Here is a 16,436-nt window from a genome sequence, read left to right as displayed (position 1 = left end):
GTGCCGTCAGACGGGTCAGGTCGACCATCCCGACCCGGACGGCTCGTGGCGCTCGCGGCGGCGGCGGGCGTAGACGTCGTTGGGGCCGGACGGCGGCGGGGCGTCCTCGCGCGGCTCGGCGATCCCGACCGCGAAGTAGCGGAAGGCGTCGGCGCCGTGGCTGGCCCAATCGTGGAGCGGGGTCTTCGAGAACCGCTGCGTGTCGGGGTCAACCTCGTAGCGATAGTTCCGCAGCGCCTGCAGGCCGTCGGCACAGCGGTCCTCGTCGAACCAGCAGCGGTCGAAGATCTGGCGCGCCGCATCGATGCCGGCGGCGACCGGCAGCTTCGGTGTGATCCGGACGTTGTGCCCGGCGGCCCACATCTGTTGCTCGATGGTCCGCTCGGAGGCGAGCAACTCGTTCCGGGCGTCGTGCGGGAGCCAGTGCTCCCCGTAGACGTAGCCCGGAGCCTCACCCTCCGGCTCGGAGCGAGCCTTCAGGACGTCGAGATAGTGCGTCAGCGCGTGGCCGCGGTTCTCGTAGTAATCGATCAGCCGGAACTCGAAGCCGACGATCTGGGCGAACCAGATCGAGGTCTTGTCCGCCCGGCCCAGATCCCAGAACGTGTGCACGGGCTTCGACGGGTCGTAATGGACCTTCGTGAAGCGCCCGACCCGCGTTGCCGCCAGGATCTCGTTGGCGTAGATCGCGCCGTCGAGCACCTGCTTGCAGTTGCCGCCCCAGACCGTCTCGTAGGCGATCGGATCGCGTTCCTTCAGGTCGAGCGCTTCCTGCCGCAGGACCTCCGGGAACCACGGATTGTCCTCCCATCCGATCTTGACGACCTGCGCGCCGGTCGGCGGGCGCTTCACGAACCGCTGATAGGTCTCGTCGCCCTCGAGCTCGGTGTTGAAGCTGACCCAGATCTCCGAGCCGGGTTTGCGGATCGTCGGGATCAGCACGTCCCAGGACGACTTCGAGACGGTGCGGGCCTCCTCGACCCAGCACACGTCGACGCCTTCGGTCGACTTCACCGAGGCCACATTGTGCCGAAGCCCTTTGAAGATGAACTCGGTCCCCGTCGTCCCGTAGATGCGCTTTTCCTGGATCTCGTAGAAGCGCGAGAGCCCGAGGAGGTCGATCTGCTGCGCCAGGAGCGCGTGAGCCGATTCCGCGATCGAGTTCTGAAACTCGCGGGCGCACAGCACGCGGAGTGGACGCTGTGCCCCAAGGATCAGGAGAGCCCGCCCGAAGCCCCAGGACTTGGCGCCGCCGCGGCCGCCGTAGGCGATCTTGTACCGAGCCGGCTCGAACAGGAACGCGAGCTTCTCGGGGAACTCGATCGTCATCAGGGGATGGCGGGCGGCCGGATGAACTTCACGGTCAGACCGACGGGGATCTCGCCGCCCTCGCCGTCGCCGTCGACCGGCTGGCTGGGCTTGCCGTAGCCACGATCGAGGATCGCCGAGGCGGCAGAGACCCGGGCGGCCTCGCTCGTACCGCCGACCGCAATGTCGATAAGGACCTGCAGGGCGGCTTCGGTGTGCTCTCGCGCGGCGTCACGGACGCGTGCGGAGGCCTTCGGGCGGCCCCCGGGGTTGCCGCTCTGGCCAGGCTGGAATGGCATTGCTTGGGGTCCTGATCTCAGCTGGACTTTCGCCGCTCGCAGCGGACCATGACGTAGCGGCGATCCTCGCGGCGCACGTCGAGGGCGGAGGCGCCGACGAGTTCGCCGGCCTTGATGCATTCCATCGGCAGGGCCGCGGGCTGCGTGACGACGTCGAGCGCCGTGTCGCGCGTGCAGTCGGCCGGGCTGATCGTCGACGCGCAGACCAGGATGACGGCGAGGAGCTGCATCACGCTGCTCCCTGCTCGACGCCGAAGCACCGGCGAGCCTCGTCGGCCGAGAGCTTCGCGGGGTCCGGTCCCGTGACGCCGAGCGAGTCCTCGCCGGCGCTGATCTCGCAGCCCATGACTTTGACGCGCATCCGTCGCCGGGCCGCTGGACTGGCGACGATCGTCGAGCCCGGGACCCGCCGCAGGACGCTAACCGGGCAGCGGTAGACCGCCTCGTCATCGTGATCGGTCAAAGCGCGCATCCTGTGAGGCGGAACTCGTCGGTGCGCACCGCACCGCCGGGGAGGAAGGTGATCTGCAGCTCGCGCGGGTCGGCGGTGTTGCGGCGAACGCTGGCCAGCGTCGCCAGGACCTGGACCCATTGCGCCGCGGTGGGGCGGCCGTCCGCGACCTGGACCGCGAACTCGCGGAGCCAGCGCATGAAGGCGGGCGGCGTCATCAGCGAACCCGGACGACGGGAAGGGAGAGCGCGAAGGCCGCGTCCCAGGCCTGCGGGGCATCGGCGAAGGTGGCCGCGATATCGCGGTCCGGCGTCCAGACGATCCGTTCGCCGGCGAGCGCCAGGAACAGCGGGGCGGCGTCGGAGCTCGATGCGAGCTCGATGTGGACGGGCAAGGGCATCACAGGAACCCCTTGCCGGCGTTGTCGCGGAACAGCTCGCCGTCCTCGATGTAGCCGAGGGTGGTCTCGAGCTTGGCGTGCCGCATGTGACCGGCGATGTGCCGGAGGTCGGCGCCGACATCCCCGGCCGTCGTCGCGAATCCGCGCCGGGCCGAGTGACCGCTGAAGGCCTCCGGATCGAGGCCGACGGCGGCGCACCGTGCCTTGACGATGCGGGCGAACTGGCCGGCCGTGAGACGGTCGGACGAGAGGCGGCCGCGGTCGGCGCCGCGGAAGATCGGACCGTCGGTGATGCCCGAGGCGGCGAGCCACGCTGCCAGGGCCGCCGGGACCTTGAGCTTGCCGTCGGGCACGGCGACCGTGCGGCCCCTGCCCTGCTGGTCGGTCTTCGATCGCCCGATGCGGACGAGCAGCCCCTTGCGGTGCGTCTCCACGTCGACGACGTCGAGCGCGACGAGCTCGGAGCGGCGCAGCGCTGCGCCGAAGCACAGCAGGATCAGCGCGCGGTCGCGATGCCCGGCGAGGTCCGGCCTGATCTTGCGCACCACCTTGGCGACGAGATCGGCGGTCAGCGCCTGTTTCTTGACGGGGCGGCGGCCGAGCGTGTTGCGGATGCCGGCCAGGATCGACCGGACCTCTTCGAGCGCGGTCGGGGCGGTGTGGCCGGCGGCGCGGTGAACTGCGGCGATGGCGGCGGCCCGGCGGTCGATCGTCGAGACGGACCGGCCGAGCCCGGCGAGGTGGGTCAGGTAGCGGCCGACCGTGCGGCACGAGGCCGGCAGCGTGTCCGCGCCCTGGTCGGCGCACCAGCTGGTGAAGGCGCGCCAGTCCGCGGCGTAGGCCCGGCGGGTGGCGTCCGATTTCGAGGCCGCGGCGAACCCGGCGGCGGCGGCATCGAGACCGTCGACCGAGGTCGAGACGGCCGTCGCCGGACGCACGATAAGGGCGCCCTCCGACATGCCGAAAACCCTGGTTTGGAGGCCCGAGAAGGGCGATTATCGTGCGCCCAGGCTCATCGTGGGCGAAAGCCGATCAGGGCCGAACGACGAAGCTCACTCGAAAGCCGCGTTGAGAGTGGTTTCGAGTGAGGCTTCAGGCCCGCGCGGCGAGCGCCTTCGGCCGGGCCCGGAACGCCACGGTCGCGAGGGTGCCGGGGATCGATCCGGGCTGGAAGGATGCGGCAACCGAGCGGCGCGGAACCGCCTCGCGGGGAAGGTCGGCGCCGGTCAGATCACGGTAGAGGCGGCGTAGTCCGAGGCGCAGGTCGCCGATCTCGCCGAGGAACGTCTCGACGGTGTGCCGATGGCCCGGAACCCGGAGCCGGTCGGCCTGGCGGAGCAGGTCGTGGACCTGTTCGGCTCGCTCGCGATCCGTCATCGTGGTCCGATCGTGGCAGAAAAGCCGCGCGCGCGTCTGCCGCCCCAACGCGAAAGCTGTCGGGCAGGTTCGCCGTGCGAAATGGGGAGGGCCGGGGTCCGGGGCACGATCCCGGCGTTCCGCGATGCCGCCGGTGCCTCACGGCATCCAGCCACCGGCCAGAGGAGCGGACATGCGAAGGGCCGCCAACCCTTCGGCTGCGGCCCCCACGTCTCGCGACGCTGTCTTTCTGCAACGGTTCGCCCGTCGGGTCAAGGAAGCGCTCTCGTTCGCGATGTGTAGAAAGCGACCGCGCCACCTTTGCGGCAGAAAGCAGCTACCCCTTCCCCGTAGATAGCACATAGGCGACGACCGCGATTGCATGACCGTGGCCCATCCCATGCTCACTCTTTAGTATCGACACCAAATCCATGTGCTTTGCGGGTAGTCGGTCCCGGACAATCTGCTGCCATTCGCTAATTGGGCGTCCGTACTTCTTCTCGATCGAAGGAAAGTATGACGCCGGTCCCTTAGTGAGCTCAGTCGACATGGGGCACCTTTCGAGCGAGTTTGACGATGTCAGCCTCGCCGTAAGCAGTGCAGGCTGCAAGTTATTCGCATAAGCCGGTGCGCCAGGACCAGCAGAAGTCCGCTAAGGATGGAACCGGACCCTGACCCTTCGGCCTGAAGCGGACGTTCCGCCTAGGAGCCATAGCGGACCATCAGCTTCGACGTTGCAGCCCTGCCTCCCGCGCTGCCTCAATCATCGAGCGGATACGCGCTGCCATCGTGTCGATGGCGAATGGCTTGGTCAGCACCGCCATGCCAGGCGCGAGTTGCCCATTGCCAAGAATGGCGTTCTCCGCGTAGCCGGTGATGAACAGCACCTTGAGGTCGGGTCGATGGACCCGCGCGGCGTCAGTCATCTGCCGCCCGTTCATACCGCCGGGGAGCCCGACATCAGTCACAAGGAGGTCTATGCGCACATCCGATTGCAGCACTTTCAGGCCTGTCGCACTGTCGCCCGCCTCGATTGCCGCGTAGCCAAGGTCTTCAAGGATGTCGGTCACTAACATGCGGACAGTTGGCTCATCGTCCACGACCAGCACCGTCTCGCCCTGCTCGGAACGCGGAAGGTCGGAGGCTCTCATGGAGGCGTCATCGTCGGCGACCTCGCCGTAATGGCGAGGCAGGTAGATGCACACCGTGGTGCCTTGTCCAACCTCCGAGTAGATGCGGACCTGCCCACCCGACTGCTGGGCAAAGCCGTAGATCATCGAAAGCCCAAGGCCGGTCCCCTCGCCGATCGGCTTGGTGGTGAAGAACGGCTCGAAGGCCCGCGCGATCACCTCGGGCGACATCCCAACGCCTGTATCGGTGACACACAGCGAGAGGTACTGCCCCTCGGCAATGGCATGCTTGATGGCCGCTTGCTCATCGAGCCACTTGTTGGCGGTCTCAATGGTGATGCGCCCGCCGTCCGGCAACGCGTCACGAGCGTTGATGCACAGGTTCAACAGTGCGTTCTCAAGTTGCGAGGGATCGACCAGAGCCGGCCAGAGCCCGGACGCGCCAACGACCTCGACCTGTATGTTCGGGCCAACTGTACGCTGGATCAACTCCTGCATGCCGGCCGCGAGCCGGTTCACATTTGTCGGTTTTGGGTCGAGCGTCTGGCGGCGCGAGAACGCGAGCAGCCGATGCGTCAGGGCAGCCGCGCGCTTCGCCGCCCCCTGAGCCGCCGTCATGTAGCGGTCCACATCGGTAAGGCGGCCCTGCTGTATCCGGGTCTGCATCAGCTCCAGGGAGCCGGAGATGCCTGCGAGCAAGTTGTTAAAGTCGTGGGCCAGCCCACCGGTAAGTTGCCCAACGGCTTCCATCTTCTGCGCTTGACGAAGGGCCTCCTCGGTCCTGCTCAGGGTCTCAGCCTGCTCCTTCTCTGCCGTGATGTGCCGTCCGCTGGCGTAGATCAGTTCCGCCTCGGGGGCAGCAACCCACGAGATCCAACGGAAGCCTCCGTCCTTGTGGCGGTAGCGATTCTCGACGACCGGCAGGTTCTCGACACGCGCAAGCTCTAGCGCACGGTTGGTCAACGCCTCATCGTCCGGAAGCACAAAGTCGAACACCGACCTGCCGTACACATCTTCAGGTGCCCAGCCGAGGATCGCGGTGAAGGCAGGATTGACGGCCTGAAAGACGCCAGCACCGTTGATGATGACCTGAATGTCTTGCGTGTTACGCCAGAGTCGATCCCGTTCGCGAGATCGTTCAGCCACCTGCCTTTCGAGGTCAAGATTCAGATCGGCGAGATCAGCTTGTGATTGAACGCCTGCTGTCGTTTCCATACAGCAGCAGAACATTCCTGCTACGCGGCCATCTTCGTCGCGGATTGGCGAGTAGGAGAACGTGAACCATGTGTCTTCATATTGCCCTCGACGCATCATGTGCAAAGGTAGATCTGCTGAGAACGTCGCCTCACCGGCCATGGCACGCTGAATTAGGGGATTGATGTCAGGCCAGATCTCAGACCAAATTACCTCAAATGGACAGCCAAGCGCTGCCGGGTGTTTATTGCCAAGGATTTCTGCGTAGGCATCATTATAAATAAATCCGAGCTCCTGGCCCCAAGCGATAAACATCGGGAATGCAGAGTTCAGCATGAGGCTCGCCGTCATACGCAACGGTGCAGGCCAGGCGTCGAGAGGACCTAACGGGGAACGGGACCAATCATGAGCCTGCATCCGCGCGCCCATCTCACCGCCATTTAGGAACGCAGCCTCCCAGCCCACCGAATTAGCCACGGTTCGCCTAGCCATGCGCAGCCGGGCTCCTAATCGCCGCGAGGGTTGACGCTTCGTCCCGCTCCAGCAGGCGAAGCGCGGAGCGCAAAATCTCGCTGATGCTGCGGTAGCGGCCCGAGGCGAGGAAGGCGCGAAGGAGCGCGTCCTGTTCCGGAGTGATCGAGACGGTAACGGTGCGGCGCACGGACATAGGCGAGCCATGCCTGATGAGGTTTGTTCTTACAAGCACGTCACGGATACACAGGCGCAGCTCTGAGTGCTTCTGGTTGTGGGTCTAGGCGCAATGCCGAACGTCCGCTTCCCAAATACCCGGACGTAGGTCATCCTCCATCAAGCTGATGCGAATCGGACTTGCCGAGGGTCCGCAAAAGGTCGGAAGCGGGCCTTAGGCGGTGGGTACCAAGGGTTAGATTTCGACCATTAGATGGCTTCCGCCTCCTACGCCGCTGCCATTGCTGCCGACCTTTTCAGGCGATCGCCGACATCGGCAGCCTGGGCCGCGTACTCGTCCCGGATCAGCGTCGCCGCCGACGCTCTCGACGTGTACTGGGCTTCGGTCAGGCCTTCGAGCAGGAACCGGAAGTGTGCCGCGACCTGCGCCACGGCCTTGTCGCCGGATTTGCCGCGCTGGGCCGCGTAGGTCGCGAAGGTGACGCGCTCGGCCAGGATCTGGCGGAGGAACCGGGCCCCCACCATGCCGATCGCCAGCTCGACGCGGGCCGTGAACTTCCGAACCTTCTGGGCGTCCTCGATCGACAGGATGATCGCGAGCTCGTGGGCGACTGTCTGGTCGCGCGAACCACCCTCCCCCCAGCCGGCCGATCCGAGGCGGGCGCCAGAGCCGCGCTCGTAGACGACCTGGATCATCCGGCCCACGAGGAGCTGGGCTTGCGTGATGCGGCCCGAGGCGCGCTCGGCCGCCAGGACGTCGGTGCGGCGGTTGATCGGCGCTGAGTGGTAGCAGCCGGGCCGTTCGGCATCCGGGAACAGGCCTTCGCCCATCTCGACCTCGACGTCCCGCGCCAGCAACGGCAGGACGAGGCGTGCCTGCCGGCGTGCGGCCGAGGCGATGCGCTTCTTGGCGGTGCGGGTGGTGCTGGACGACGGATTGGCCGACGCGGTCACGGTGGTGCCCCTGTGCTCAAACTGTCTGCATGGCGTCCGATGCCGACTTTACGGGTGTCAAGTCGCTGTCGCGGGCTGAGATTGCGGCATCCGCGCTGTTCTTGGCGTCGGCGATCCGCTGGCAGGCGCGGCGGCGGCGGTCCTCGAAGGTCGACCGGCGCCATCCCGTCTCGATGCAGAACTGCGCGATCGATCCGCCGACCAAGCCCTTCGTCGCCTTGCACCGCGCCCAGATCAGCACTGCCCGGCGTTCGTTGGATCTGTCGCCGAGCACGGTGCCTGAGAACGAGACGATGTCGAAGGTGGCGCTCGGCACGTCGGGACCGATCGCCATCAGGGTGTTGCCGCGCGGCGCGTAGATCGCCGTCGTCGGCATGGCCCGGAAGGCCGCCAGCAGCCACAGCTCGACATCCGCGCAGGTCCATCGCCGAGAAGACAAGGGAGGATCGGCGCCACCCTGTCGTGTGCTCATCCGGCTAAACCTTTCCTCCTCTCTCTTAGTGTGAGGGTTTGTATGGTTTTTGGGGTGGTTCTCAGTAGGAATGGAAAAAGATGCAGTTGCGAGTTTCGCGCGTGCGCGTGGAAACGACCCCTGAAACACCCCAAACCCCAGGTCAGGCGGCTGCGATTGGGGGTCACAGCATCGTCTCCTGGACGTCGCGATCGACCTGGACCAGGACGTAGCGATTGCCGCGCTTGGCATCGGCGAGCATCTCCAGGCGCCAGCCGTTGACGACGCGCCCCTTGATCCGCGTGAGCCATCGGCCGAGGCGCTTGGTGGAGATCACGGGGCCGGCGTTGGCCTGCCGCATGAGGATGTCCCGGAAATCGGGGTGCATGTACGCGCCCTCGATGAAGCGCTCGGACGCCACCTCCTCGATCTGGATCGAGGTGTAGGACGCACCGACGACGAGGGCCGCGCGCCAGGCTTCGAACAGCTCGCTGATCACGACGAGCTCGGGGTCCTCGTCGCGCATGATGTCCATGCTCGCGACGGGGTCGGCCTCGCCGAGCCAGATCAGCGCGGACCGCACCGAATCCGACCAGGCCCCATAGCTGCCGATCGGCCCGCACATCGGCGGCGAGCCGGCGGCGCGGTAGGCGCGCACGATGGTGATCGCCGCCGCGATGTAGGCGCCCCGGTCGTCGAGGATCCTGGCGATGGGATCGAAGTCGAACTGGCGCAGCTCGGGACGCTCGACGCGCGGGTCGAGGGTGCACATCACCGCGCGGCGCGTCATGTCGCCGACCATGGTGAGGTTGTTGCCGGTGGCGAAAACCGTCGCCCGGCACTCGATCTCCGGCACCTCGCTTTTGCCAAGGATGCGCACGCGCACCAGCGGCCGTTCGGTCATCTGGCAGAGCATGTCGCCGCCGAGCTCGCCGTTGACGTTGTCGATCGAGATGACCGGCGCGCCGTCGAGGAGCAGGGCCCCGAGGCGCTTCTCGGTTTCCTCCTCGGTTTTACCCACCGCCATGACCGAGCAGGGCCGGCCGGTCGCGATCGTCGACAGGACGTCGACGAGGAAGCTCTTGCCCGTCCCGGCCGTGCTCGCCCGGATGCCGTGCAGCGGTGCTACGGGCAGAGCGGGCCGGATCACCGCGGTGAGGATGCCCGACAGCGCCACGGCCTGATCGACCGCCTTCACGAAGGGGAAGCCCGCCAGGGGCTCCTTGAGCAGCGTCAGCGCGTCGACGGCGTCCTCGCGGCTCGGCGCCTCCAGGATCTCGGGCATCTCGAGCGTCTCGTCGAGCATCAGGTAGAGACGCGTCGCCGGATCGTAGCCGGCTTTGTCGAGCAGGGTGCCGTCGGGCCGCAGCGTCGGCGTGGTGATAATGCCGGCCACCGGCGGCACGCGCCACTTGCCTTCGCGGGACAGGAGCGTCGCGGCGACCTTCGCCGGCGGGTCGATGTTGCCCCAGGCGCGCCGGCGCTCGTCGTACCGTTGGAACTTCGCGGTCTGCGCCAGGACGTCGGTGAGGGCATCGGCCCCGAGCGGCCGCAGCCGGGCGATGCGAACCAGGCGGCCGCCGCCGGTCGGTACCACGTCGGTGATCGGGCGCACGAGGTTGCCCGCCCGCGAGAAGATCGGCTCGGCCGCGTTGATGAGCACCTGCTCCGCCTCGTCGACGACGCGTGGCAGCTCGCTCGCCACCACCTTAATGATGGGCAGGCCGTGATCCTCGCTCGAGTCCGAGGCGCGGTCGATCTCCTGCCGGCTCCTGCGCCGCTGTTGCCGCTGCTGTCGTTCGGCGTCGTCTAACCGGATGACGTCCGTCATGCCGCCACCGTGCCGATCGCCGAGACGGGAACCACGATGCGGGGCAGACGGACCTCCTCGAGCATCGCCTTGAGCTTCTGGCCCACCTCCACATCCGGCGCCTGGATCGCCGGCACTTCGAGCAGCTGCTGCCGCGCGATCGTCTCGTCGACGATGCAGGCGCCGGTCCGCCATCCTGCCAGCCAGGCGCGCGGGTCGGCCGCGAGCACCAGCGGCTCGTCGCGGCTGGCGCGCCAGATCGCATCGCCGCCGAGCAACCCGACGCACCCCTCGAGCGTGGCGAGGCGGCCCGATCGCGGGTGCCAAGCGATCCAGTCGATGAGCCATCCGCCCTCGATGGCGGGGATCAGATAGGCGGCAACGAGGTCGTCGGGCTCGCCCTGGCAGTCCACGGCCCTGACAAAGAGACGGCCGCGCAGGAACCGCACGGCCTCGCGGGTGACCGTGAAGCGGGCATCGAACGGCACGGAGAACGGGATCCGGGTCTCGCGCGGATCGGCGAGATAGCCGGCCAGCGCGAAGGGTGAGACATCACCCGCGACGAACCAGTCGAGGTCGACCTGACGCAGGTGGCTCATGACTGGACCACCGTGACGCGCGTCGCCGCCCGGGTCAGGCCGGTGTAGAGCCAGCGGCGGGAGTGCTCGCGGAAGGCGCCGGCCTCGTCGAACAGCACGACGTCGTCCCACTGCGATCCCTGCGCCTTGTGGACGGTCAGGGCGTAGCCATAAGTGAACTCGTCGAAGCCGCGGCGATCGTCGGCCTCGAGGCTCGCTTCAGTGCCGGCGAAGAACTCCGGTCGCACCGCGACTCCGAGCGGTTCGGCATCGGCCTCATCTTGCGGCTTCACCGTAAGCCGGATCGCGTCCCGGTCGTGGTCGACGACGTCGCGGACGGTCCAGAGGCCGCCGTTGAGGAGACCGAGCTGCCGGTTGTTCTTGAGGCAGACGAGTCGGTCGCCCTTCTCCGGCCCGCCCGGATCACGCCCCTGGATCGCCCGGACCTTCTCGTTGACGGACTGGCGCGTCGCGTTGCGCCCGACGAGGACCTGGTCGGCCTTGATCACGGCCGACTGGCCGAGCGCGCCGCGTCGGATCACGCGGCTCTCGCCGTAGGCGCCGCACGACAGCCGGCCGCCCTCGCGCACCGTCATCGACAGGCGGATGATCGGGTTGTCCGCGGCCTGCCGATGCACCTCGGTCAGCATGAAATCGGGCTGGCGGCCGGTGAAGTACCCGGCCCCATTGACCGGCGGGAGCTGTGCGGGATCGCCGAGCACCAGCACCTTGGCGCCGAACGACATCAGGTCGGCCCCGAGCTCCGGGCCCACCATCGACACCTCGTCGATCACCACGAGGTCGGCTTCCGCCACCGGGCTGTCGTGGTTCAGCTCGAACGTCGGCGGGCCGCCGCGCCGGCCGCCCCGGACGCGGTAGATCAGGCTGTGGATCGTCGAGGCGTCCGCGCAGCCCTTCGACTGCAGGACGAGGGCCGCCTTGCCGATGGAGGCCGCGAACAGCACGTCGCCGTCGACGCCGGCGGCCAGGTGCTTGGCGAGCGTCGTCTTGCCCGATCCGGCATAGCCCCCGAGGTAGAACGGCGTCGTCTCGTCCGAGGTACGCCAGGCCTCGACGGCCTTCAGTGCCTGTTCCTGCTGCGGGCTCCACGTCATCGGCGTGCCCCTGCCGTCCGGCCGTTCGAGCGCACGATCCGCGACGGCTCCTCGATGAGATGCACGCGATCGAGGTTGGCGAGATGATGCGCAGCGATCAATGCGACCCGCCGGAGGTCGGCCGCCTCGCGCTGACGGTCGGCCGGGTTGGCGTTCGGCAGTTTCGCCAGCGCGGCCGCGGCCTCGTCGGCGCGGCGGATGTAGCCGTCGACCCGGAGCAGCACGGCCTCCAGGTCGGCGAACCGCTCCAGGAACTCGTGCTCGGCCGCGCGGCGGTCGGCGATCCAGTCGGGGGAAGCTTGACCCATGGCGCTACTCCGCCGCCACGAGCAGCGGCGCAGGCGCCGGCTGGTAGAGGTTCACGAAGTCGGGCCGGGCAAGCCGCTGGAAGGCCTCGCCGTAGGGCGGGAAGCTGCAGGCGCGGACCAGGTCGTAGAAGCCTTTGGGCTTCTCGCTGTTCTGCCCGACGGGCCAGTCGTGATCGGTCGGCGTGGCGCGCGCCGGCGCCCGGGTGCGCAGCGTGCCGCGCACGGCGAAGATGACGTGCTCGGTCCTGTTCCTGAAGTAGCGCCCGAATCCGATGTCCGCCTTGGTCCAAGTCAGGACCGTCTTGTGGGCGAAGCCCCACGGCTCGAGGAGGCCGAAGGCGACCTGGAGCGTGTTGTTCGTCGCCCAAAGGTACAGGTGGCAGTCGTCATCGGCCCACTCGCCGACAGGCATGGCCCGGATCTCGTCGAGCGACATCAGGGCATAGTCGTGCCCGGCCGCATCCGAGATGTTGTCCTCGCCCCATGGCGGGTCGACGACGAGGGTGCGAAAGCGGCCGGCGACCGGCTGCAGTCCGAGGATGCGCTCCTCGTCCCTGGCGCGCAGGAGCTTGGTGTGCGGGCCGTTGACCTTGCCGGTACGGTCCATCTCGGCGAGGAGCGGTCCGAACCGGTCGGGCTCGGCCTCGGCGGCGCGGCAGACGTCACCGATCTTTTCGAGCTGGCGCCCGGAGATCCCGAAGTGACGGGCGATACGGTCGCGAGCGTCGGAGGGTCCGGAAATTTTCCGGCCCTTAGCGCCGGTGGACATGCGGGCCCGGGCCTCGGCGCGCTCGTTCTCGAGGAGGGCGAGGCCCATGGCGTGAATCTGGCTGGGTCGGAAGACGGGGCCGGGCTTCATGCGGCGGTCCACGATTGCGCGTCACCGAATAGCCCATCGCCGCGACCGACCAGGAACCGGCTCCCGATCGCGGTCTCGGCCGCGCTCGGCGTGATCGTCTTGTGCGGCGCCGGCCCCTGGCCTGGTCGGCGGGCCGGAGGCGGATCGAGGCGGTATCGGCGCCCGCGCGGGCCCGGCTCGGCCACCAGCGTCCAGCCGGCGAGGCACCAGGCCACCACGCGCTGCGCAGGCTCGGGAAGGTCGGAGGGGCGGGTGTAGCTGATCATGCCGCGATCCCAGCCGTGGCAGAGCCAGGGAAGAGGACGGGCGACGATACGACGGGCGCCAGCTCCTCGATCTGGATCACCAGCTCAGGCTTGGCGCCGTACCGCTTCTCGATCGCCGCCTTGGCGATCTGCTTGTCGTCCCGCCAGACGACCTCGTTCAGGGCATCGAGCACCTTCAGCAGGTTGTCGGCGTCCGGCATGATCGTTGGCCACAAATCACCCGAGAGGGCGGCAGCGCGCCGCTTCTTCGGCCAGCTCATCGGCACGGGAAAGACAGCGACCACCGACACGGCAAGAGGCCCGTCGATCGGGGCGGCCTCGCCCATCACATCCTGCCCTGCGAGCCTAAGCGCACTCTCGTAGGAGCGCGTCCGGCCGGGGGTGAACGCGTGACCGGTCGCCTTGGCGAAGCGAGGTCGTCCCTTCCCGACCGGTAGGCCTGAAAGGCGGATGATGATGGGCGAGGCCATGACAGTTCAAGCCGCTACGGTTTCGCGGGCAGTGCAACGCTGCCGCTTAGGGGCTGGCTCATCTGCCGGCCCCTCCCCGCCGAACTCGCGATCAGCCTCCGCCACCGGCGCGGGCGTACCGTCGCCGGACCCTGCTTCCTCGCCATCTTCGTCGTTCTGCTCGTCGAGCAAGCTGGTCTGGTCCGGCTGCGGCCGTGCGATCCACCGCTCGCCAAAGAACTCGCCCGCTTCGGCCAAGACTAGGATCGCGGAGCCAACGCCGTGCTCGGTAACGCGCGTGGTGTTCCCGACGGTGAGCACGGCAGCGGGGGCAGGGAGATGCAGGAGGTTCAGCAGGGAACGCAGGTACAGGGCGCGATCGGGCTGGCTGGGGAGCATCAGCCGATGGCGCATGGAAAGGGACGAGCCGGCCGGGGTCAGATTGCGATGGGTCCGGCCGGCTCGCTCACGCACCGGAGGCTGACGCCTTCCACGAGCGTGATCTCGGGATTGGACGCCGCAACCGCCTGTCGAAACGAGGGGGCGTTGTACGGTCGCGGCGATCGGCCGGCTGAGCCCGGCGCTCATAGCGTCCACGCCCAGCGGCAGAACGCAACGAGGCCGATGAGCATGACGACGAGGCCAACCAGAAGCGCGGATACTCAGCCCGTGATGCATGCCGTCGAGGAGGACAATGGCGAGGAGGCCGGTGACGGCAGCAATAGCAGCCATTACGCGACGCTCACTTCGGAGGGCCCGACCATTCCCGACGCGGGCGACTGGTAGAGGTCGGGGCGAAGCTCGTGGCGGGGAACGCCAGACGCAGCTTCGACCTTCAGCACCCTTAAAGGTGGGCACGATTGCCACTGGCTGATTGCCGCGGAGCTGATGCCCAACGACCGGGCAAGAGCAGCATGGCCACCCGCCAACTCGATAGCTTTTTTAAGGGCTGCTTCACTCATGTTCTCATCATAAGCACGGCTTACGATAGCGCACAAGCGAGAATTAACTTGAAAGTTGGTAAGTGACGCTTATTCAGTTTCACATGGCGAACGAGCTAGGCGATGCACTCCGCAAGGCGCGAGAGGCCAAAGGCCTGAAGAAGGTCGGCGTGGCTCGGATGCTGGACATCAGCCCCTCGGCGATCTCGCAGTGGGAATCGGGAACAACTACGCCGTCGCCCGAAAATCTCCTTCGAGTAGCTCACGTATTTGACATCGTCCTCAACGAACCGCCGTTTAAGGAAGCGATAGAGAGGTCCGGCGCTGCTGGTCCGAAGATTGCCGCAGCAGCTGGACAGACGCTTCGGAACCGCTTCGCTTATGGCCTTGACGTTTCTGAGCAGAATGTCCGGCAGGCCGTGTCGGCCCCGCCCATATCTAGCCTTCAAGGTCTAGCCAGGGACGTGCCTGTACGCGGAATCGCGGTCGGAGGAGACGATGCCGATTTCCAGATGAACGGTCAGGAAAACGACTACGCGATCCGCCCGCCGGGCCTCGCCAACGTCAAGGGGCTTTTCGCTCTCGTGGTAAGCAACGATAGCATGTATCCGGCTTGGCGCCCCAACGCGACCTTCTACATCAATCCAAACCGAGCGCCGCAGATCGGCGACGATGTCGTCGTTGAGATGCTGCCGGACGACAGCGGCGAGCCTGGCAAGGCATTTCTGAAGCGTCTTAAGTCACGCACCCCGACAAAAGTCATTGTCGAGCAGTTTAACCCGCCGATGGACATAGAGTTCGAGCGCGCGGCCGTGCGACTCCATCGCGTTGTGCCTTGGGAAGAGGCGCTAGGAATTTCATAGAGCCTTTACATTCGCGGCGATGTCGCACCGATAGTAAGGTGTGATCGTGATGTTCTTGCTCATAACGCCGCGCTCAGCGCAGGACCGGCATTTAAGCTTCTGCCCAAGCTGCTCAACGGTGTTAATGCCGGTGCCGATCATCCGCACGATGTGCGACTTGGCCAGTCTCCGCTTCCGGCCACAGTTCTCGCAGGCGACGCCTAGAGCCACGAGGTCGTCCATACCGTCGAGCCGTGCGCCAGTCATACATGTTCGCTCTTTGTTCTCAGTATGCCTCTGATCGCGGCAATCCCATCGCGAGTCCAGCCCTGGCCAGGTTATCAACAGCGGCCTTTTTCTCTCTTTTGGCTACTGACGTAAGCTCGGCTTACGAAAAGCGCTTGCTAAATAAATTAAGTTATGCTTACTTATTTCCATCGCAGATCGTGATGGAGTCTCGCCAGTGCCTCTCGTCTCTCACCTCATCACCTGCCAAGCGGCGGACGGCCTGTACCACCAGGAGGACCGCGCTGGCCTGAGCTTCGCGCAGGCGGTCCGCAGCGTCGCCGACGGAACGCCCTTCCCTCTGGCATCAGTCCATCGCGTCGACTTCGCGTCCGGCACCATCGCCGACGTCACCTGTGCCGCACTTCATGCCGCTGTCGACTGGTGGCGCGACGCCTACAACGCCGACCTTCCCGGCTGCCTCTGGGCCGCTTGTGAGGCCTACGGCGTCGAGCGGTATGACCCCACGGACGCGCCGGTCGCCCACTCCAACGTCGAGCACCGGCTTGACGCGTTCGAAATCGGACTATCAAGGGCCGCGTGATGATCGGCCATGTCGACACGATCACGTCGTTGCGCACCATCGCGGAGGGACGCCGAGCCACTGCCAGGAAGTATGCCGCGCTCCAGCGATCCGCCCTGATCCGGTTCATCCGGCCACGGATCCCGAGCCAAGCCCGTCTTGACCGACACCGGCCGCGCCAAGCTCGCCCAGGCGGAGGCTAGCCCTGATGATTGACCCTCAGCTTTCTTGCCTCGCCCTTTCCCTTGTCCCGATCATCTTCGGCGCGC

The 16,436-nt window shown here is 66.9% G+C and carries 25 protein-coding genes; 2 read left to right on the top strand and 23 right to left on the bottom strand.

Features of this window, described 5'->3' with window-relative positions:
* Positions 1-15 precede the first annotated feature (15 nt).
* From ASG59_RS02280 to ASG59_RS19640, 22 genes are all read right to left on the bottom strand, one after another.
* Positions 16-1,329: a PBSX family phage terminase large subunit gene (locus tag ASG59_RS02280; protein ID WP_055888686.1), complete on the bottom strand. Its 1,314-nt coding sequence runs from the start codon at positions 1,327-1,329 to the stop codon at positions 16-18.
* Entirely contained in the window at positions 1,329-1,607 is a 279-nt protein-coding gene (locus ASG59_RS02275) for a DUF5681 domain-containing protein (RefSeq protein ID WP_055888684.1), read from the bottom strand. The genes ASG59_RS02280 and ASG59_RS02275 overlap by 1 nt, the downstream gene beginning before the upstream one ends.
* A 17-nt stretch (positions 1,608-1,624) precedes the next feature.
* Positions 1,625-1,837: a hypothetical protein gene (locus ASG59_RS02270; protein WP_056406803.1), complete on the bottom strand. Its 213-nt coding sequence runs from the start codon at positions 1,835-1,837 to the stop codon at positions 1,625-1,627.
* On the bottom strand, positions 1,837-2,070 hold the full coding sequence (locus tag ASG59_RS20225; RefSeq protein ID WP_156399086.1) for a hypothetical protein: 234 nt from the start codon (positions 2,068-2,070) through the stop codon (positions 1,837-1,839). Before ASG59_RS20225 ends, ASG59_RS02270 begins: the two co-directional genes overlap by 1 nt.
* Positions 2,067-2,276, bottom strand: coding sequence for a hypothetical protein (locus ASG59_RS02265; protein WP_056406801.1), 210 nt, complete (start codon positions 2,274-2,276; stop codon positions 2,067-2,069). Before ASG59_RS02265 ends, ASG59_RS20225 begins: the two co-directional genes overlap by 4 nt.
* Positions 2,276-2,458, bottom strand: coding sequence for a hypothetical protein (locus ASG59_RS02260; protein ID WP_056406799.1), 183 nt, complete (start codon positions 2,456-2,458; stop codon positions 2,276-2,278). Before ASG59_RS02260 ends, ASG59_RS02265 begins: the two co-directional genes overlap by 1 nt.
* Positions 2,458-3,396 carry a site-specific integrase gene (locus ASG59_RS02255; protein WP_156399085.1) on the bottom strand — a complete coding sequence of 313 codons (939 nt, stop codon included), beginning with the start codon at positions 3,394-3,396 and terminating at the stop codon, positions 2,458-2,460. The genes ASG59_RS02260 and ASG59_RS02255 overlap by 1 nt, the downstream gene beginning before the upstream one ends.
* Before the next feature lie 154 nt (positions 3,397-3,550).
* Positions 3,551-3,835 (bottom strand): hypothetical protein, encoded by a 285-nt coding sequence (locus ASG59_RS02250; protein ID WP_056406795.1) that lies wholly within the window; start codon positions 3,833-3,835, stop codon positions 3,551-3,553.
* A 316-nt stretch (positions 3,836-4,151) separates the two neighbouring features.
* Positions 4,152-4,364, bottom strand: coding sequence for a DUF4287 domain-containing protein (locus ASG59_RS19650; protein WP_082528586.1), 213 nt, complete (start codon positions 4,362-4,364; stop codon positions 4,152-4,154).
* A gap of 172 nt (positions 4,365-4,536) precedes the next feature.
* Positions 4,537-6,567 carry a PAS domain-containing sensor histidine kinase gene (locus tag ASG59_RS02245; RefSeq protein ID WP_082528585.1) on the bottom strand — a complete coding sequence of 677 codons (2,031 nt, stop codon included), beginning with the start codon at positions 6,565-6,567 and terminating at the stop codon, positions 4,537-4,539.
* 55 nt (positions 6,568-6,622) lie between these two features.
* Positions 6,623-6,805: a type II toxin-antitoxin system ParD family antitoxin gene (locus ASG59_RS02240; RefSeq protein ID WP_056406793.1), complete on the bottom strand. Its 183-nt coding sequence runs from the start codon at positions 6,803-6,805 to the stop codon at positions 6,623-6,625.
* Between the two features lie 248 nt (positions 6,806-7,053).
* On the bottom strand, positions 7,054-7,740 hold the full coding sequence (locus ASG59_RS20865) for a hypothetical protein (protein ID WP_056406791.1): 687 nt from the start codon (positions 7,738-7,740) through the stop codon (positions 7,054-7,056).
* A 16-nt stretch (positions 7,741-7,756) separates the two neighbouring features.
* Positions 7,757-8,116, bottom strand: coding sequence for a hypothetical protein (locus ASG59_RS02230; RefSeq protein WP_056406789.1), 360 nt, complete (start codon positions 8,114-8,116; stop codon positions 7,757-7,759).
* A gap of 259 nt (positions 8,117-8,375) precedes the next feature.
* Complete coding sequence (locus ASG59_RS02225; RefSeq protein WP_056406787.1) at positions 8,376-10,022, bottom strand: hypothetical protein; 1,647 nt, start codon at positions 10,020-10,022, stop codon at positions 8,376-8,378.
* Positions 10,019-10,600, bottom strand: coding sequence for a hypothetical protein (locus ASG59_RS02220; RefSeq protein WP_056406785.1), 582 nt, complete (start codon positions 10,598-10,600; stop codon positions 10,019-10,021). Before ASG59_RS02220 ends, ASG59_RS02225 begins: the two co-directional genes overlap by 4 nt.
* Positions 10,597-11,694: an AAA family ATPase gene (locus tag ASG59_RS02215; protein ID WP_056406783.1), complete on the bottom strand. Its 1,098-nt coding sequence runs from the start codon at positions 11,692-11,694 to the stop codon at positions 10,597-10,599. Before ASG59_RS02215 ends, ASG59_RS02220 begins: the two co-directional genes overlap by 4 nt.
* Positions 11,691-12,002 carry a hypothetical protein gene (locus tag ASG59_RS02210; protein ID WP_056406781.1) on the bottom strand — a complete coding sequence of 104 codons (312 nt, stop codon included), beginning with the start codon at positions 12,000-12,002 and terminating at the stop codon, positions 11,691-11,693. Before ASG59_RS02210 ends, ASG59_RS02215 begins: the two co-directional genes overlap by 4 nt.
* Before the next feature lie 4 nt (positions 12,003-12,006).
* On the bottom strand, positions 12,007-12,861 hold the full coding sequence (locus tag ASG59_RS02205; protein ID WP_244475602.1) for an MT-A70 family methyltransferase: 855 nt from the start codon (positions 12,859-12,861) through the stop codon (positions 12,007-12,009).
* Positions 12,858-13,127 carry a hypothetical protein gene (locus ASG59_RS02200; protein WP_056406779.1) on the bottom strand — a complete coding sequence of 90 codons (270 nt, stop codon included), beginning with the start codon at positions 13,125-13,127 and terminating at the stop codon, positions 12,858-12,860. Before ASG59_RS02200 ends, ASG59_RS02205 begins: the two co-directional genes overlap by 4 nt.
* Positions 13,124-13,597 (bottom strand): RusA family crossover junction endodeoxyribonuclease, encoded by a 474-nt coding sequence (locus tag ASG59_RS02195; RefSeq protein WP_082528584.1) that lies wholly within the window; start codon positions 13,595-13,597, stop codon positions 13,124-13,126. The genes ASG59_RS02200 and ASG59_RS02195 overlap by 4 nt, the downstream gene beginning before the upstream one ends.
* Before the next feature lie 6 nt (positions 13,598-13,603).
* The gene (locus ASG59_RS02190) at positions 13,604-13,990 is read right to left on the bottom strand and encodes a hypothetical protein (RefSeq protein WP_056406777.1); all 387 of its coding nucleotides are present in this window, start codon (positions 13,988-13,990) and stop codon (positions 13,604-13,606) included.
* Positions 13,991-14,307: 317 nt separating this feature from the next.
* Positions 14,308-14,538, bottom strand: coding sequence for a Cro/CI family transcriptional regulator (locus ASG59_RS19640; protein ID WP_082494625.1), 231 nt, complete (start codon positions 14,536-14,538; stop codon positions 14,308-14,310).
* A gap of 62 nt (positions 14,539-14,600) precedes the next feature.
* Here ASG59_RS19640 and ASG59_RS19635 point away from each other — a divergent pair, with 62 nt between their 5' ends.
* On the top strand, positions 14,601-15,380 hold the full coding sequence (locus ASG59_RS19635; RefSeq protein WP_082528583.1) for an XRE family transcriptional regulator: 780 nt from the start codon (positions 14,601-14,603) through the stop codon (positions 15,378-15,380).
* Here the strand turns inward: ASG59_RS19635 and ASG59_RS20775 are convergent.
* On the bottom strand, positions 15,375-15,602 hold the full coding sequence (locus ASG59_RS20775; protein ID WP_162245429.1) for a hypothetical protein: 228 nt from the start codon (positions 15,600-15,602) through the stop codon (positions 15,375-15,377). The genes ASG59_RS19635 and ASG59_RS20775 overlap by 6 nt on opposite strands.
* A 220-nt stretch (positions 15,603-15,822) precedes the next feature.
* Between ASG59_RS20775 and ASG59_RS02175 the strand changes: the two genes are divergently transcribed.
* Positions 15,823-16,188: a hypothetical protein gene (locus tag ASG59_RS02175; RefSeq protein WP_056406769.1), complete on the top strand. Its 366-nt coding sequence runs from the start codon at positions 15,823-15,825 to the stop codon at positions 16,186-16,188.
* The last annotated feature ends 248 nt before the right edge of the window (positions 16,189-16,436 follow it).

It is taken from the genome of Methylobacterium sp. Leaf466 (assembly GCF_001425565.1).
In the GTDB taxonomy this organism is placed as follows: domain Bacteria; phylum Pseudomonadota; class Alphaproteobacteria; order Rhizobiales; family Beijerinckiaceae; genus Methylobacterium.
This window is presented reverse-complemented; position numbering and strand designations above follow the sequence as displayed.

Excerpts from the sequence above, each read along its gene's own strand:
- ASG59_RS02280 (WP_055888686.1), bottom strand. The coding sequence starts at position 1,329 with ATGACGATCGAGTTCCCCGAGAAGCTCGCGTTCCTGTTCGAGCCGGCT.
- ASG59_RS02275 (WP_055888684.1), bottom strand. The coding sequence starts at position 1,607 with ATGCCATTCCAGCCTGGCCAGAGCGGCAACCCCGGGGGCCGCCCGAAG.
- ASG59_RS02270 (WP_056406803.1), bottom strand. The coding sequence starts at position 1,837 with ATGCAGCTCCTCGCCGTCATCCTGGTCTGCGCGTCGACGATCAGCCCG.
- ASG59_RS02265 (WP_056406801.1), bottom strand. The coding sequence starts at position 2,276 with ATGACGCCGCCCGCCTTCATGCGCTGGCTCCGCGAGTTCGCGGTCCAG.
- ASG59_RS02260 (WP_056406799.1), bottom strand. The coding sequence starts at position 2,458 with ATGCCCTTGCCCGTCCACATCGAGCTCGCATCGAGCTCCGACGCCGCC.
- ASG59_RS02250 (WP_056406795.1), bottom strand. The coding sequence starts at position 3,835 with ATGACGGATCGCGAGCGAGCCGAACAGGTCCACGACCTGCTCCGCCAG.
- ASG59_RS19650 (WP_082528586.1), bottom strand. The coding sequence starts at position 4,364 with ATGTCGACTGAGCTCACTAAGGGACCGGCGTCATACTTTCCTTCGATC.
- ASG59_RS02245 (WP_082528585.1), bottom strand. The coding sequence starts at position 6,567 with ATGGGCGCGCGGATGCAGGCTCATGATTGGTCCCGTTCCCCGTTAGGT.
- ASG59_RS02240 (WP_056406793.1), bottom strand. The coding sequence starts at position 6,805 with ATGTCCGTGCGCCGCACCGTTACCGTCTCGATCACTCCGGAACAGGAC.
- ASG59_RS02230 (WP_056406789.1), bottom strand. The coding sequence starts at position 8,116 with ATGCCGACGACGGCGATCTACGCGCCGCGCGGCAACACCCTGATGGCG.
- ASG59_RS02225 (WP_056406787.1), bottom strand. The coding sequence starts at position 10,022 with ATGACGGACGTCATCCGGTTAGACGACGCCGAACGACAGCAGCGGCAA.
- ASG59_RS02220 (WP_056406785.1), bottom strand. The coding sequence starts at position 10,600 with ATGAGCCACCTGCGTCAGGTCGACCTCGACTGGTTCGTCGCGGGTGAT.
- ASG59_RS02215 (WP_056406783.1), bottom strand. The coding sequence starts at position 11,694 with ATGACGTGGAGCCCGCAGCAGGAACAGGCACTGAAGGCCGTCGAGGCC.
- ASG59_RS02210 (WP_056406781.1), bottom strand. The coding sequence starts at position 12,002 with ATGGGTCAAGCTTCCCCCGACTGGATCGCCGACCGCCGCGCGGCCGAG.
- ASG59_RS02205 (WP_244475602.1), bottom strand. The coding sequence starts at position 12,861 with ATGAAGCCCGGCCCCGTCTTCCGACCCAGCCAGATTCACGCCATGGGC.
- ASG59_RS02200 (WP_056406779.1), bottom strand. The coding sequence starts at position 13,127 with ATGATCAGCTACACCCGCCCCTCCGACCTTCCCGAGCCTGCGCAGCGC.
- ASG59_RS02195 (WP_082528584.1), bottom strand. The coding sequence starts at position 13,597 with ATGGCCTCGCCCATCATCATCCGCCTTTCAGGCCTACCGGTCGGGAAG.
- ASG59_RS02190 (WP_056406777.1), bottom strand. The coding sequence starts at position 13,990 with ATGCGCCATCGGCTGATGCTCCCCAGCCAGCCCGATCGCGCCCTGTAC.
- ASG59_RS19640 (WP_082494625.1), bottom strand. The coding sequence starts at position 14,538 with ATGAGTGAAGCAGCCCTTAAAAAAGCTATCGAGTTGGCGGGTGGCCAT.
- ASG59_RS20775 (WP_162245429.1), bottom strand. The coding sequence starts at position 15,602 with ATGGACGACCTCGTGGCTCTAGGCGTCGCCTGCGAGAACTGTGGCCGG.